At 33.2% G+C, this 14,864-nt stretch carries 15 protein-coding genes; 10 read left to right on the top strand and 5 right to left on the bottom strand.

Annotated features, from left to right (window positions below):
• Window positions 1-149 precede the first annotated feature (149 nt).
• The 5 genes from ACRBBL_RS08455 (at window position 150) to ACRBBL_RS08475 (ending at window position 6,242) form a co-directional block, all read left to right on the top strand.
• The gene (locus tag ACRBBL_RS08455) at window positions 150-2,645 is read left to right on the top strand and encodes a zinc-dependent metalloprotease (protein ID WP_431368596.1); all 2,496 of its coding nucleotides are present in this window, start codon (window positions 150-152) and stop codon (window positions 2,643-2,645) included.
• A 135-nt stretch (window positions 2,646-2,780) separates the two neighbouring features.
• Window positions 2,781-4,046, top strand: coding sequence for a Y-family DNA polymerase (locus tag ACRBBL_RS08460; RefSeq protein WP_431368597.1), 1,266 nt, complete (start codon window positions 2,781-2,783; stop codon window positions 4,044-4,046).
• Window positions 4,047-4,058: 12 nt separating this feature from the next.
• Window positions 4,059-4,499, top strand: a complete 441-nt coding sequence (locus tag ACRBBL_RS08465) for a LexA family protein (protein ID WP_431368598.1) — start codon at window positions 4,059-4,061, stop codon at window positions 4,497-4,499.
• A gap of 110 nt (window positions 4,500-4,609) precedes the next feature.
• The gene (locus tag ACRBBL_RS08470) at window positions 4,610-5,704 is read left to right on the top strand and encodes a hypothetical protein (RefSeq protein WP_431368599.1); all 1,095 of its coding nucleotides are present in this window, start codon (window positions 4,610-4,612) and stop codon (window positions 5,702-5,704) included.
• Window positions 5,705-5,771: 67 nt separating this feature from the next.
• Entirely contained in the window at window positions 5,772-6,242 is a 471-nt protein-coding gene (locus ACRBBL_RS08475; RefSeq protein WP_431368600.1) for a hypothetical protein, read from the top strand.
• 60 nt (window positions 6,243-6,302) lie between these two features.
• On the opposite strand, the gene ACRBBL_RS08480 is transcribed toward ACRBBL_RS08475, so the two are convergent.
• Window positions 6,303-8,189 (bottom strand): flavin monoamine oxidase family protein, encoded by a 1,887-nt coding sequence (locus tag ACRBBL_RS08480; protein ID WP_431368601.1) that lies wholly within the window; start codon window positions 8,187-8,189, stop codon window positions 6,303-6,305.
• A gap of 182 nt (window positions 8,190-8,371) precedes the next feature.
• On the opposite strand from ACRBBL_RS08480, the gene ACRBBL_RS08485 reads away from it, so the two are divergent.
• From ACRBBL_RS08485 to ACRBBL_RS08500, 4 genes are read left to right on the top strand one after another with little or no spacing between them, the layout of a single operon-like run.
• Window positions 8,372-8,701 carry a hypothetical protein gene (locus ACRBBL_RS08485; RefSeq protein ID WP_431368602.1) on the top strand — a complete coding sequence of 110 codons (330 nt, stop codon included), beginning with the start codon at window positions 8,372-8,374 and terminating at the stop codon, window positions 8,699-8,701.
• Between the two features lie 29 nt (window positions 8,702-8,730).
• Window positions 8,731-9,564 carry a DUF6597 domain-containing transcriptional factor gene (locus ACRBBL_RS08490; protein WP_431368603.1) on the top strand — a complete coding sequence of 278 codons (834 nt, stop codon included), beginning with the start codon at window positions 8,731-8,733 and terminating at the stop codon, window positions 9,562-9,564.
• A 59-nt stretch (window positions 9,565-9,623) separates the two neighbouring features.
• Entirely contained in the window at window positions 9,624-10,202 is a 579-nt protein-coding gene (locus ACRBBL_RS08495; RefSeq protein ID WP_431368604.1) for an SRPBCC domain-containing protein, read from the top strand.
• A 3-nt stretch (window positions 10,203-10,205) separates the two neighbouring features.
• Window positions 10,206-10,748: a DUF4287 domain-containing protein gene (locus tag ACRBBL_RS08500; protein WP_431368605.1), complete on the top strand. Its 543-nt coding sequence runs from the start codon at window positions 10,206-10,208 to the stop codon at window positions 10,746-10,748.
• Between the two features lie 251 nt (window positions 10,749-10,999).
• Here ACRBBL_RS08500 and ACRBBL_RS08505 read toward each other — a convergent pair whose 3' ends face one another.
• The 3 genes from ACRBBL_RS08505 to ACRBBL_RS08515 form a co-directional block, all read right to left on the bottom strand.
• Window positions 11,000-11,428, bottom strand: a complete 429-nt coding sequence (locus tag ACRBBL_RS08505; protein ID WP_431368649.1) for a DUF4268 domain-containing protein — start codon at window positions 11,426-11,428, stop codon at window positions 11,000-11,002.
• A gap of 97 nt (window positions 11,429-11,525) precedes the next feature.
• Window positions 11,526-12,194: a ZIP family metal transporter gene (locus tag ACRBBL_RS08510; RefSeq protein ID WP_431368606.1), complete on the bottom strand. Its 669-nt coding sequence runs from the start codon at window positions 12,192-12,194 to the stop codon at window positions 11,526-11,528.
• Window positions 12,194-12,925 (bottom strand): class I SAM-dependent methyltransferase, encoded by a 732-nt coding sequence (locus ACRBBL_RS08515; RefSeq protein ID WP_431368607.1) that lies wholly within the window; start codon window positions 12,923-12,925, stop codon window positions 12,194-12,196. The genes ACRBBL_RS08510 and ACRBBL_RS08515 overlap by 1 nt, the downstream gene beginning before the upstream one ends.
• A gap of 461 nt (window positions 12,926-13,386) precedes the next feature.
• Here ACRBBL_RS08515 and ACRBBL_RS08520 point away from each other — a divergent pair, with 461 nt between their 5' ends.
• Entirely contained in the window at window positions 13,387-14,511 is a 1,125-nt protein-coding gene (locus tag ACRBBL_RS08520) for a DUF5018 domain-containing protein (RefSeq protein WP_431368608.1), read from the top strand.
• A 67-nt stretch (window positions 14,512-14,578) separates the two neighbouring features.
• Here the strand turns inward: ACRBBL_RS08520 and ACRBBL_RS08525 are convergent, their stop codons facing one another.
• The gene (locus tag ACRBBL_RS08525) at window positions 14,579-14,833 is read right to left on the bottom strand and encodes a hypothetical protein (RefSeq protein WP_431368609.1); all 255 of its coding nucleotides are present in this window, start codon (window positions 14,831-14,833) and stop codon (window positions 14,579-14,581) included.
• Window positions 14,834-14,864 lie beyond the last annotated feature (31 nt).

Here is a 14,864-nt window from a genome sequence, read left to right on the forward strand (position 1 = left end):
CAAAGGATTTAGAGAATGATTTGGAATCTATTCCTATACGCTCTAAAAAAGGGCATAAGCTAGTTAAAGATATCTTAAAATATTCTTAATATTTCTTATTAGTCTTAGCTTATTGTTAATTTCACTGTCAAAACTAATTAATACAAAATATGTTAAGAAAAATACCACTATTTCTATTGGGAATGTTGTTGATTTCTGTGACTTCTTGTTCTACAGCTAAGAAAGCTTCAGCAAGTAAAAAAGGAGCAGTAGCAGCATCAAAACCAAAGAAAAAACCAAAAAAAGGAGGAATTCAACCTTATAGTAAAGTTATTACTAAAGATGCAAAAAGTGATGAGGGACTATTTACAGTTCATGAAGTAGATGATAAATATTTCTACGAGATTCCAGATTCTCTTTTTAACAGAGAAATGTTAATGGTAACAAGAATTGCAAAGACAGCTTCAGGACTTGGTTTTGGAGGTGGAAAGCAAAATACACAGGTACTTCGTTGGGAAAAAAATAAAAAGAAAGTTTTATTAAGAGTTGTTTCTCATAGTGTAGTTGCAGCAGATTCTTTACCAGTACACGAAGCAGTTGTAAATTCTAATTTTGAACCTATATTATATGCTTTTCCGATTAAAGCATTTAGCAAAGATTCTTTGAATACAGTTATTGATGTAACTCCTTTGTTTTCAAAAGATGTAAAAGCATTAGGTATTCCTCAATTTAGAAGAAGACAATACAAGATTTCACGATTAGATGCTTCTAGATCATATATTGATAAGTTAAAGAGTTATCCATTAAATATTGAAGCAAGACACATTAAAACATATAATGCTGGTTCGCCTCCATCAAATGGAAGTGTAGGTTCTATTTCTGTAGAAATGAGCAACTCAATGATTCTATTGCCAAAAGAACCTATGAAACGACGTTATTTTGATGAACGTGTAGGTTGGTTTACAAGTAGCCAAGTTGATTATGGATTACAGGCGCAAAAAAGTAAAAGACTTACGTTTTTAGATCGTTGGAGATTAGAAGTAAGAGATGAAGATATTGAAAAATTCAAAAGAGGAGAGTTAGTTGTACCTAAAAAACAAATTGTTTATTATGTAGATAGAGCAACTCCAGAAGAATGGAAGCCATATATCAAACAAGGAATCGAAGATTGGCAAGTAGCTTTTGAAGCTGCAGGTTTCAAAGATGCAATTATTGCAAAAGATCCTCCAACAGTAGAAGAAGATCCAGATTGGAGTCCTGAAGATGTACGCTATTCTGTAGTTCGTTATTTAGCATCTCCAATTCCAAATGCAAATGGACCTCACGTAAGTGATCCAAGAAGTGGAGAAATTCTTGAAAGTGATATCAATTGGTATCACAATGTAATGAGTTTATTAAGAAACTGGTTCTTTATTCAAACAGCTGCAATCAATCCTGATGCACAAACATTAGAATTTAAAAATGAAGTAATGGGACGTTTAATTCGTTTCGTATCTGCTCACGAAGTAGGACATACTTTAGGTTTACCTCACAATATGGGAAGTAGTGTTGCATATCCTGTAGAAAAATTACGTGATGCTGCATTCACTAAAAAGTATGGAACAGCACCATCAATCATGGATTATGCACGTTTTAATTATGTAGCACAACCTGGAGATGAAGGTGTAGCATTGATGCCAAATATTGGTCCTTACGACAAGTACTCTATTAGTTGGGGATATCGTCCAATCTTAGACGCTAAAACTGCTACTGATGAAAAGAAGACATTAGATAAGTGGATTTTAGAGAAAGCAGGAGATCCAATGTACAGATTTGGTGGACAGCAAGTTGGAGATATAGTTGATCCAAGTTCTCAAACAGAAGATTTAGGAGATGATGCAATGAAAGCTAGTGCTTATGGTATTGCAAATCTTAAGAGAATTGTTCCAAATTTAATTAAATGGACTGCTAAAGATGGTAAAAACTATGATGATTTAGACGAAATGTACGGACAAGTATTAGGTCAGTATAGTCGTTATATGGGACATGTTTCTTCTAATATTGGAGGAGTTTATGAAAATTTCAAAACATACGATCAAGAAGGAGCTGTATACACACATGTAGCAAAAGAAGATCAAAAAAGAGCATTGAAATTTATCAATGAAGAATTATTCCAAACACAAGATTGGTTATTAGATAAAAACATATTTAGTAAAACGCAATATTCTGGAACTACAGATAGAATTAGAGGATTGCAAGTACGTACACTAAACAAGGTTTTAAGTTTAGGAATACTTGCACGTTTAATGGAAAATGAAACATTAAACGGACGTGATTCTTATACTATTTTAGAAATGATGAAAGATTTACGCACAGGAGTTTGGACAGAGTTACGCTCAGGAAAAACGATTGATGCGTATCGACGCAACTTACAAAGAGCTCATATTGATAGATTAGCATATTTAATGACAGCTAAAAGTCAAAGAAGAAGTCCTGATTTTGGTGGAATTTTCAAGAATACACCACACAACACAAGTCAATCTGACTTACGTTCGGTTGTTAGAGCAGAGTTAAATACTCTAAAAAGACAAATTAGAAATGCAATTGGTCGTACGAGTAACACAATGAGTAAGATACACTTACGTGATGCAGTTGAACGTATCGATGCAATTTTAGATCCGAAATAATATATTTCTCACATACATTATAAAAAGCAGCTTTCGAGCTGCTTTTTTTTTTGCTGCAAAGACAGGAATAAGGACTTTAATTTTTTTCTAAACAATCAACTAGTAATTATTTTTATACATAATTCCCCTTAAGATATGTATGCAATAATTGACTGTAATAGTTTTTTCGCTTCTTGCGAAAGGGCTTTTAATCCTGAGTTGATGGGCAAACCATTGGCAATATTATCAAATAATGATGGCTGTGTTATTTCTAGAAGTAGAGAAGCCAAAGCCTTAGGAATTCCTATGGGCGCACCACTTTTTAAATACAAACAAATCATTGCCGAAAAAAACATTCAAGTACGTTCGTCAAACTATTCTTTATATGGCGATATGAGTGAACGTGTGATGAAACTTCTTGAAAAATTTTCACCCGAAGTAGAAGTATATAGCATTGATGAAGCATTTTTGAAACTGCCTGAATCAAACAACTATCAAACAATAGGATTTACCATAAAAAACTACATCTACCAATGTACAGGAATTCCTGTGAGTGTTGGTATCGCACCGACAAAAGCATTATCAAAAGCGGCAAATAACATCGCAAAAAAGTTTCCCCAAAAAACAGATGGATATCATGTGATTGATACCGAAGAGAAACGTGTTAAAATGCTCAAATGGTTACCAGTAAAAGATATTTGGGGAATTGGACGCGGAAATACCGAACGCTTACAACTCAAAGGCGCACAAACAGCGTATGAGTTTACAAAACTCACAGACGATTGGGTAAAACGAAACATGTCGATTGTTGGCTTACGACTCAAAAAAGATTTAGAAGGTGAACCTACCATTATGATGGATGATGGATTACAAAGCAAAAAAGTAATTGCAACGACACGGAGTTTTGAATTTACATTTTCAGACAAAGAAAACATGAAAGAACGCATTGCTACTTTTGCATCTCGTTGTGCTGAAAAGCTACGCATGCAAGATTCTTCCTGTAATATTGTGATGGTATATTTAAAAAGCGATCGAAACAAACGAGACGCATCACAATACAGAGCTAGTAGAATCTTAACATTACCTTATGCAACAAACTCCACACTAACCATCAATCAATTTGCACAAAAAGCATTGCATGAAATTTTCAAACCTAATATCAAATACAAAAGAGCAGGCGTAATTTTAATGGGACTAGTAAAAACAAATGCATTACAGCTAGATTTATTCAAAAATGAAGATCCAAAACACAAGCAATTAATGAAAACGATGGACACATTAAATGACAAATATGATGGACGAAAAATAAAAATGGCAAACCAAGATTTACAACGTACATGGAAAATGCGACAGGCACATTTATCACCAGAATACACAACAAAATTTAGCGACATTATAACCTTAAACTGTGATACGATTTAATTTAGCGGAAAAATGAACACACAAAAAAATCATATAGCACTCACATTTTACAAATCCATTCAAGGAAACATAAAACTTCAATATGTAGAAGAAGGAATTTCAGCAGGATTTCCGTCACCAGCAGACGATTTTAAGAACAAACGGATCAGTCTAGATAAAGAACTCATCAAAGATGAGAACACAACTTATTACGCACGTGTTAGTGGTGAATCAATGATTGGTGCAGGTTTAGATAACAACGATTTATTAGTAATAGACAAAAGTATTCCTCCAAAAAATGGAAAAATTGCCGTGTGTTATGTAGATGGAGAATTCACAGTAAAGCGTTTAAAAATAACCAAAGAGTGCGTATATCTCATGCCCGAAAATGAAAACTACAAACCAATAAAAGTTACCAAAGACAAGCAATTATTAATATGGGGAATTGTTACCTATGTGATTAAGAAAGTATAGCTACAGATAAATATAAGTAACAATTGTAACAAAATGTATACTCATATAGTCTAGTAAATATCTAGTACAGATGTATTATTTTCTAACAAACCATATTAGCAATCATATAAATGAATATAAACATAAACATAGAAGACTTAGAATTAACAGTCAAAAGAAAGTATAGTTATAAATACAAACCTGAATTTTCAGAATCGTTCACTACAGAAATAAAGGACAATCAAATTATACCATTGGTAATCGAAGTTTTTGAAAAATTAGAATGGCCAATTGTATTTGCAGATGAAAAATCAATAGAAGCAAAAAGGCAAAACAATTGGGGAAAGTCTACAGAAAAAATAACAATTACCAAAAAAGCTTCTGGAAGAATAGAAGTGCATAGTAAAACGATTGAAGGAAATTTTATAGACTTTGGAAAAAACTCTAAACGTACAGGGTTATTTGTTTTGCTTTTTCAAAAGTTTGCAGATGAATATGGAAAGACTGATAAATTAGTCGAGATACAAACGAAGTACGAAAAAGAAAAAAGTTGGGAAGACTATGAAGTTCCTTCCAAATTGCCAAAACCAGGTGTTTATAAGAAGCCTAATTTAGAATTGTCAGTAATTGGCGGACTTATCATTGCTATAGTATTTGGGATACTCATTGCATTACTAACCCAAAATTTTACATATATCATCGGAATATATGAATTAGGAATAGGATTTGGAGTTGGTTACTTACTAGGACAAGTTTTAAAGAAAACGAACTATATCGAATTTAGAACACTTAGTATTTTACTTGCTGTAATGATGGTACTCATATTAATTACCAATCTTTTCACACAATACTTATTAATCACAGCTGAATTTGGTATCAGCGGAGTGAGTTTTGTTGAATTTCTAAAACTCCGCTTTGAAAGTGGATTAACGATTAGAGATTTAAATGTTGGATGGATTGGATTATTAGTAAGCTGGTTATTTCAAATAGTTTTTCCGTTTTTCATCGCACAAGCAAAAATGGCAATAATGGTCATGAATAATGAAATAAAGAAAGTGCCAGAAACAGTACTTGAATATACAATCTATTTATTTGAAACAGGAAAAACTGAAAGCGAAGTAAGAGCTGAATTATCACAAAAAGGTTGGAAAAAAGGAACGGATCAAGACAGTATTTTTAATGCATTTGGTGCGATTCATGAATTTAAAGAAAGCTATCGCGAATAGGATGATAATTTATATTATTGTTTATAATTAATAACAATATCTTAGAAAGCAAATTAGAACTAGTCAAATGGCAAAAAGAAAATCCTATACAGAAGAAGTAGAAAAACTATCTAAAGCTATAGATATCTCTATAGAAGCCTATAAAAAACATCCGCCAAATGGTTGGACTCAAGAACATATAGAAATGGTGACTTCTCATCTTGAAGAAGACAAAGTTAGAAGACTTGAAGCAACAAAGAAATTTAGAACAATGGCGTCTTTAAAATATGATATTGAGGCAGTTTTTACCTATTTTCAAGAAGCGTCAGGTACAACAGTTGAATATTTTTGGACAAAAATAAAAGAAGCTGAACTTGATTATACAAGAGAGAATAAATTAGAAAAAATTCTAAATAGAGGAAAAATAAAAGATGCTATTGAGTATAATTATGTAACAGATATGCTTATGGTTGCTGAGCAAACAGGTTTAACCACCACAACTCAGACGGAACAACTCAATAAAATGCTTGACGATTATGAATCTAAAAAGAAAAAATAACCTTTGGAAGTCTGAATTACGATTCAAACTTCCAAAAGTTATTTTAATAAGGGATATATACTATCGTCCTTCCACTAACTGAGCTGTAAATGGTACTTGACGTAATTTTGGAGCGCTAAACCCTTCCATTTTTACACACAATCCAAAAGCGATTAATGCAGATGAAATAGCACCTTCTTGCCAACCAGGTAATGCAGACAATTGATCGCCTACAATATAAAAACCATCGTCACCTTCTTGCAAAGTATTATAAACCCATTCGGCAGATTCATGTTGCGCATGTTCTGCACGTTTCAAAATAGTACGTTTTCTAATGCGAAGAATATCATGGTAATTCAAATTAGGATCTTTTGTCTGATCATCAATCTTAGTCCAATCTACCCAACCGCCACGTTGCGTTTTAATATTCTGCCAAGCTACTGTAAGTCCATGATTCAACTGTTTAGCAAATTCCTCTCCGTGTAGTAGTGCAGCTTGATCTCTAGCTTCTTCAATTCGCCATGCAGGATCATGATCTCCCCATTCTATAGCATTATCAGAAAAATTATATGCGCCAGTTAAAATTCCTAAATTTTGGTGATAATCATTCGATGGATACCACATTTGTACCATAGATTGATTTGTCCAAGAAATTCCTCCAAAAATTGGAACCGTATTTTTATCTGCTGGATCTTGCCAATACTTACGTTTACTCTGCCAACCTACTTTTACAGTTGGACGTAAAAAGTCTTTATGATCAAACACAATATTCAAGGCTTTTTCAAAATCAGGATTCTTAAACAAACCGTTAGTAATCTTATCTTGTAATAACGGAATTGGCATATTGCTAAAACACTTATTTGCAGTAATGGTTTCCTGAGTTTCTCCATTTGTATAATTCACAATATAGCGATGCCCTTTTCTAATAATTTTAGTTACAGGTGCACTTAATACAATCGTTCCACCTAACTTTTGTACTTCAACAGCTAAAGCTCTCACAATCATATCCATTCCGCCAACAGGTTGAAATGAAGTTTGTTGCCACAGAAAATCATCTGGTTGGTAAAAACTCAAATTCCAAAACTCAGATTCTAACATTGTTGTAAAATCGAGCTTCGGCATAATATTTTCTTCTTCTCCCAACATAGTTTTTCCAGGCAATTCTGTATAACCAGATCTTGAAGTCTTTTCAAAAATGCCGCTTTCGCTCAAATCGCCAAACTTTTTCAACCATGCTTTAAATTTATCTTCATTATCTTCTTCTGCGTCTAAAGCGTCCATTAAAGGTTTTACAAAACTCAAAAACTCCTTATATTTCGTAGGATCGTTACTTTCTTCAATCACATCTAACAAGCTAGGTAAGGCGTATAAAAATTGCGCAAAATAACCTCTAGGATCATTTGCCAATCTTCGGTTGACAACTGTAGTTGGTTTCTCTTTCGCATTTAAAAAACTTTTGCCGTCATACACCACATTGGAACGACTTTGCATGACGTATATTTCCAATTTCACGCCAAGTGTTTTACAATAATTCAATACATCGCGATGTGCAGAAGGAATACGTCCAGGACCACAATTCAAATACGGTAAATTGTACATATCTTCCACAGTAAAATTGCAAGTTTGTGTATAACTTGTGCCCGGTTTATTTTCGGGATTTTCGGTAAAACTATCACCTGGGCGTACGGTCAAACTACGTCCGCCAATTCTATTTTCTGCTTCCAAAATAGTTACTTTAAACTTTGTGTTTTTTAGCAATTCATACGCAATTGACAAGCCTGCAACGCCGGCACCAATTACAATAACTTCTTCGCCTTCACCAATATTTGAAGAAAAAAGCGTAGCGCCAGACTTTCGTTCTAAAATTTTTGTGTTGTCTAAATTCGTTGTGAACATTTCCAGTTCACCGCCACGTTGATCAGTTTTTCGTAAAAAGGTCATTGTAGATGCTAATGTACTTTCATCCATGATTGTAGTTTTTTTAGGTGATTAATAATATGGTATGTTTGAAAGTTAGGGAAAAAATTTCAGAGTATGTAGTATAAATATGAACTTTAAATTAAAACTGAATAGACTTAAATACTTTCTAAACGATTTTGATTTGCATTCTAAAAAAGGTATTTTCAACATTAGATTCGCAAATAAGAATTATGAAGGATGTACTATATGTAATTGCAAAACTCAAATTGTACAAAACAGAAAATGGAGGAAGGCAAACTCCAATAAATACTGGATATAGACCTAGTCATGTATTTGAATATAAAGAAAATTCAAGAGACTTTGTAGCAGGTTATATGGGGCAAATTAACTTTGATATAGATGTAATCCATCCTGGAGAAGTTGCAAATGTAGAAGTCATGTTCTTAAAGCATCAAAATATAGAAAGCTTCCTGAAAAAAGGAAGAGTTTGGTGGATTCATGAAGGTTCACGCGTAATTGGAAAGGCAAAAATTTTAGAAGTTCTAAATGTAGAAGACTAAAATTTATAAAAGAATAAAAACGAAAACCATTGATTTTTGAAAACCATATTTTAGAAAAACCATTAGCAGATTATATTGAATCTATCTTCTATTTTAAAGGCTTTATGCCAGATCATTCTATAGAAAGAGTAGTGCCAACAGGACATCTTTTTATCATATTTGAATTGGATGGTTTTGAAAGGAATACGTTTAATAATGAAACGCTACAACCCAATGGAAACTATAAAAATGTATGGATTTCAGGAATGCATAAAAATCACTTGACCATTTCGGCGCATCAAGATTCTGAAATGTTCGTAATTCAATTCAAAACCAATGGCGCGTATCCTTTTATAAAAACACCAATACACGAATTGAATAATAAAGTTATAGATGGTCAAGAATTTTTTGGTGATGACATTCTAGATTTAAGAACTCAAATTATAGAAGAAACAGAAATTGCTGACAAATTTACAAAAGCCGAAAACTGGTTGCTCAATAAATTTGAAATAAAGAAGACAGCTCCTATAGAAGTTTCAAATGTACTTTCTCAGCTGCAAATAAAACCTGTTTCAGAAACAACTACAATCATTTCTTCCTATCCAAACTCTCAAAAACATTTGATCAATCAGTTTAAAAAATACTTTGGGTTGACGCCAAAAGTATTTCATAGGATTTTTAGATTTAATGAAATTCTAAAGCAAATACACAACAAGCAGCATCTAAAGTGGTCACAAATAACGTATGAATTTGGATATGCAGACCAATCGCACTTTATCAAAGAATTCAAAGAATTTTCTGGGTTCAATCCGCAAGAATTTATAAACTCAGATTATCATAACGACGATGAAACCAATTTTTTCCCTATTGATAGAAAAGGTTAATTTTTTACTATCGTGGTAACTTTTTAATTTCTTAATTTGTATTTCTTACTTTTTAAATCATGCAAAAAATACTAATACAAACTATTCTTCTTTGCTTTCCTTTACTATTGATGGCACAAGAAATTACGGAAAAAAGAGTGCAGTCTACAATAGATTCTTCACATACAAACAACTTAATCCTAAAACAAATTTTTGAGGTAAATGTACCGTTAGATTCTGTTTGGAATGCCTATACAACAAAAAAAGGCTGGGAAAGTTGGGCAACAGCCAAAGCAGAATTTGATTTTAAAATAAACGGTATCATAAAAACAAATTATAACAAAAACGGAACAATTGGAGACGATGCAACTATTACACTACATATTGTAAACTACATTCCTAAACGAATGCTCACACTTCAAGCTGAACTCAACAAGAACTTTCCTGCCTTTATGAAAAAAGATGCGAAGGACTTATTTAACATGATTCTTTTTGAAGAAATCACGCCAACCAAAACAAAAGTAATCTCGTATGGAATTGGGTATAAAAACAATGAGAAATACATGTCTTTGATGAAGTTTTTTATTCAAGGAAATGCACAATCATATCTTAATCTTATATCGTATTTAGAAACCGGAAAACCTTCAGTAAAATATTAAACTATGGACAAAGCACTTCAAACAATGATAGACAACATGCCTGAAAAAACAGGTAAATCTTTAACCGAATGGAAAGCAATGCTAAAAACAAAATCATTTGCAAAGCATTCTGAAGCTGTAAACTTTCTTAAAAAAGAACACGGTGTAACACATGGTTTTGCCAATACAATTGTTACATTATCAAAAGAAGAAAAAACAACACCTGATGGACTTGTAGATACGCAATACAAAGGAAAAGAAAGTTTACTTCCAATGTACAAAGAGCTGCTAGCTGTTGTGAGTGATTTTGGTGACGATGTAACTATTACACCTAAAAAGACAAGTGTAAGCATCATAAGGAAAAAACAATTTGCACTCATAAAACCTGCAACCAAAACCAGAATTGATTTAGGTTTAAAACTAAAAGACAAACCCATTACGGAACGACTTGAAAATTCTGGACCATTCGGAACCATGTGTACACATAGAGTAAAATTGACTGATGTAAACCAAATTGATGCTGAATTAAAAGAATGGCTTCTAGAAGCGTATCAAAAGGCGGAATAACTAAATGAGTTATTGGTTTTAGTATTGAGAAGTTTCAGAGTATAACTAGAAGATCAAATTAATAAATCTAAAAAGTTTAAGTATTCAAACTAAAAGAGAAAAACAAATTAACCAGCTGCTAAAATACTAAAAGGTGAAGTTGCGTCTAAAAGCAAAACAAGTCTAACAATCTAAGAGCGTCAGCGATCTAAAAATCCAAAAGTAAAGCGCGTCTAAGAAGTCTAAAAAAAACTGGCTGAGCGAAGCCGAAATCACGCTTTAATAAAACCCTCATACTCAAAATAAAACGCTTCAAACTTTTGCATCGTTTCGTTGAGGAAGACCATCGTTTCTTGCCATGTATTTTTATTGTGGATAGAAACGTTGTGTATCTCTAAATAAATCCTTGAAATCTCTTTGCCGTTATCCAATACATGATCTTCTGCAAAAATAGCATCAGGAAGAAACTCATCGGTCAAAATAGTTTTAAGCGAAATCATCTTGTCCCAGTACTTAATACGATTTTCAATATTCTGATCTTCAATATCAAGCGTGACCATTGCTTTCTTCTTATCGAAATAAAACTTAAAAGAAAAATCGCGAATCTTTGTATTGTACAAAATCCACTTTCGTGGAAATGATTTTCCAAACGAAATCCAAAAATCTTCTCGTAACTTTCTTGATTCAGCTTTACTAAACATGAAAAAAATGTAATTTTTTTTCATTCCGCGCTTTTACACTGAGCTTATCGAAGTGTAACACAGAACCTATTATTAAACAAAATGCAGTAGACTAAGCTTATATAAAATAAGCGATCACAGTAGCACTAATAATCACTAATAACTTTGTCAAATTAAACTTATGACCTTCCGAGCTTTCAAACAATATCGTAGTCGAAATATGTAAAAAGATTCCAATCACCAAAGCAGTAATCTCGTTTTGATATACTTCTAAAAACGTTAGTTGTTCAGACAAAAAGCTACCCAAAGGTGTCATGATGGCAAACAAACACAAAAAGGTCAAAATAGACACTTTCGACATTTTCGATTGATAAAAGAAAGTCGTCAAAATAATAGCTACAGGAATTTTATGCACTACAATTCCGTACACCAAATGATCGTGATGATGCATTGGAAAACCTTCTAAAATGGCGTGAATACTCAAACTTATAAACAAAAGCCAAGGAAATACGCTGCTATTTTTATGTATATGTACATGTCCGTGTTCGGCTCCTTTAGAGAAAAATTCTAGGAAAATTTGCAGCAGAATTCCTGCCATCACAAAAATTCCATAACTGCTTTTATACGAGCTAAAAACGTTTGGCAATAAATTAAAAACCGTAATTGCTAACAAAAAAGCTCCACTAAACGCTAGCAACAACTTCATATGTTGCTTTTGGCGTAGTTTAAAAACGGTTACAAAAATAAATCCTAACACTACAGAAAGGATAGGTAGTAAGTAATTCATCATTTAAAAATCATAATCAGTCTGTTCGAAGTCTTTCTATGAAACTTTCCCAAACTATAATCCCCAAAAATAGCTAATAAATCAATAGCAGCCGCGGCAAAATACGATTCAAAATCTTTTAAGCTCAAAGCTTTCACCTTTTCAGTATAATGATGATCGCGTCCATCGGCTTCAAAACGAATATCTTTATAAATAAATCCGTCTTCTACATAGCGATGCAAGCGAAAAATAATTCCGTCAACTTCTTTGACTTCATTTTCTACCAAATTCTCAATAATAAAATCGGCATTCAAAAAATCAATCACACCAAAACCGTTTTCATTAAGCTCAGCTTTAATGGACTTAATCGTACGTAAATTATCAGATTCATGTTCAAAATAGCCAAAACTCGTAAACAAATTAAACACGGCATCAAACTGTTTCGGATACGGTTTACACATATCGTGCACTTCAAAACGAAGCGAATCATTCGCAAATTCAGAAGCGTGCGCAATACTGTTTGGAGACAAATCGACTCCTGTAACATCATAACCCATCGTATTCAAAAACACAGAATGTCTGCCTTTTCCACATGCCAAATCTAAAATAGTTCCATCTTCGGGAATGTTTAAAAACTCCACCAAATGTTTCATAAACGCTTCCGCTTCATCATAACCTCTATCCTTATAAAGTATATGATAATACGGAGTGTCAAACCACGACGCGTACCAAGTTGTATCTTCTGTCTGCATAATTTTATTTTGTCATTCTTACGGTATCATTGAGCAAAGCTGAAATGAAAGTAAGAATCTCATAATGATTAAGGTATCTTGAGCGGAGTCGAAAGATTCTTAACCCAATTTGTGCTTCACAATTATTAAAGTGCAAAATTAACATATTTTGTACTTCTATGGTCGTAGCAAACACGAAATAATTTCACAAATGAAAAACAATACTGCAATCGGCAATATTTTAAGACGAAATTTATTTCAAGAATAACAACAAGTAAGTACTGCAACTTGGTGCATTGCTTTTTAAAATGAGTTGCTCAATAAGTGTTTAGTAAACTATAGATAATTCCGTGAATTGCGTGTAAAACCTATATTGTTAACTTCTTATAATTCCGTGAATTGCAGTTAGTGTTCCTATTATAGGCATCCTTTTGTAGCTACTTTTACTCCTGAATCAAAATATGTTTTATAAAATGAAAAATATGAAAAATAAAATTTATGCGCTCTTAGTACTCGTTTTAGTTTCCTGCGAAAATGAACCTGCGCCAATAATAACGTTAAGCAGTGAAAAAGCTATTCTAAGTTTTAGTATTGATAGTATGGATGCATCCATAAATCAAACTGACAAAACAATTACTCTTGTATTGCCAAGCGGAACAGATATTACCGCCGCAGCGCCATTGATTACCATATCTGACAATGCAACGATTTCTCCAGACTCAGGTGTAGCTCAAGATTTTTCTGGTCCTGTACTATATACAGTTACAGCGCAAGACATGAGTACGGTAACATATACCGTTAATGTGACTGTAACTACAGTAGTACTTAGTGCCGAAAAGCAGATAACTAGTTTTAGTGTCAATGCTGTAGATGGAACCATTGATGAAGCTGCAAAAACAGTAATGATTACATTGCCTTTTGGAGCAGATGCTTCTTCATTAAGTCCTACCATTACTATTTCAGATCTAGCAACGATTTCCCCAAATTCGGGAGTAGCTCAAGATTTTACAGGGCCAGTTATGTATACTGTTACCGCAGAAGATAGCAGTACTGTAAATTATACAGTTACAGTTACTGTAACACAAAGTACCTGTGCAAATCCTGCAAATATTTATACGTTTCAGTACAACGGTAAAACTTATGAATTGGTAAGAGAAAATAAAACGTGGGCAAATGCGGCTGCTTGTGCTGTAGATAGAGGCGGATACTTAGCAGAAATTAATGACGCTGCAGAAAATACGGCTATTTTTAACGAGTTGATGAACAACGCTGGTATTTCATTAAACAATACAGTATCTAATAGTGGTGGCGCTGCATCGTATGTATTTTTAGGCGCAAATGATATTGCTTCCGAAGGTGTTTGGGTATGGAATGGAAATAATGACGCAAGTACAACACAATTCTGGCAAGGTGATGCTAATGGAAGTGCTGTTGGCGGATTGTATAACAATTGGGGAACAGAACCAGATAATTTTGCTGGAAACCAAGATGCTTTAGGAATAGGATTAAATGTGTGGCCACAACCTACTGGAGGATTAGGAGTAGCAGGTCAATGGAATGATATTCCTGCTTCTGACGCACTGTATTATTTAATAGAATTTGATTAAAAATTAAGACATAAATAAAAAAAGTCCAACAATCTGTTGGACTTTTCTATTTGTGAATTCTAAAATTCTAGCTTTCTTCTTCTCCTACAGTTTCATTCTGTGTAGTTACAGAACCTGTATCTGCGTTTCCGTAAACAGGAGTTTCATTTCTTAAAATGTCAATAACACGCGCAAAATTTTCTGCGTTCATGTATGGAGTTTCTTTTCGGTTATTTCTAAAATCTGTAAAGTAGAACTTCCCTAAATCTACTTTCGGATCCCAAAGTGCTTGATAACCGATTAACTTTGTCCAACCTTTGGTTCCTTGTGGATGATGTGGCATAACTTTTTTTCTTTAGTGGTTAATAATATAT

Source organism: Kordia sp. (genome assembly GCF_050633145.1).
Lineage (GTDB): Bacteria > Bacteroidota > Bacteroidia > Flavobacteriales > Flavobacteriaceae > Kordia.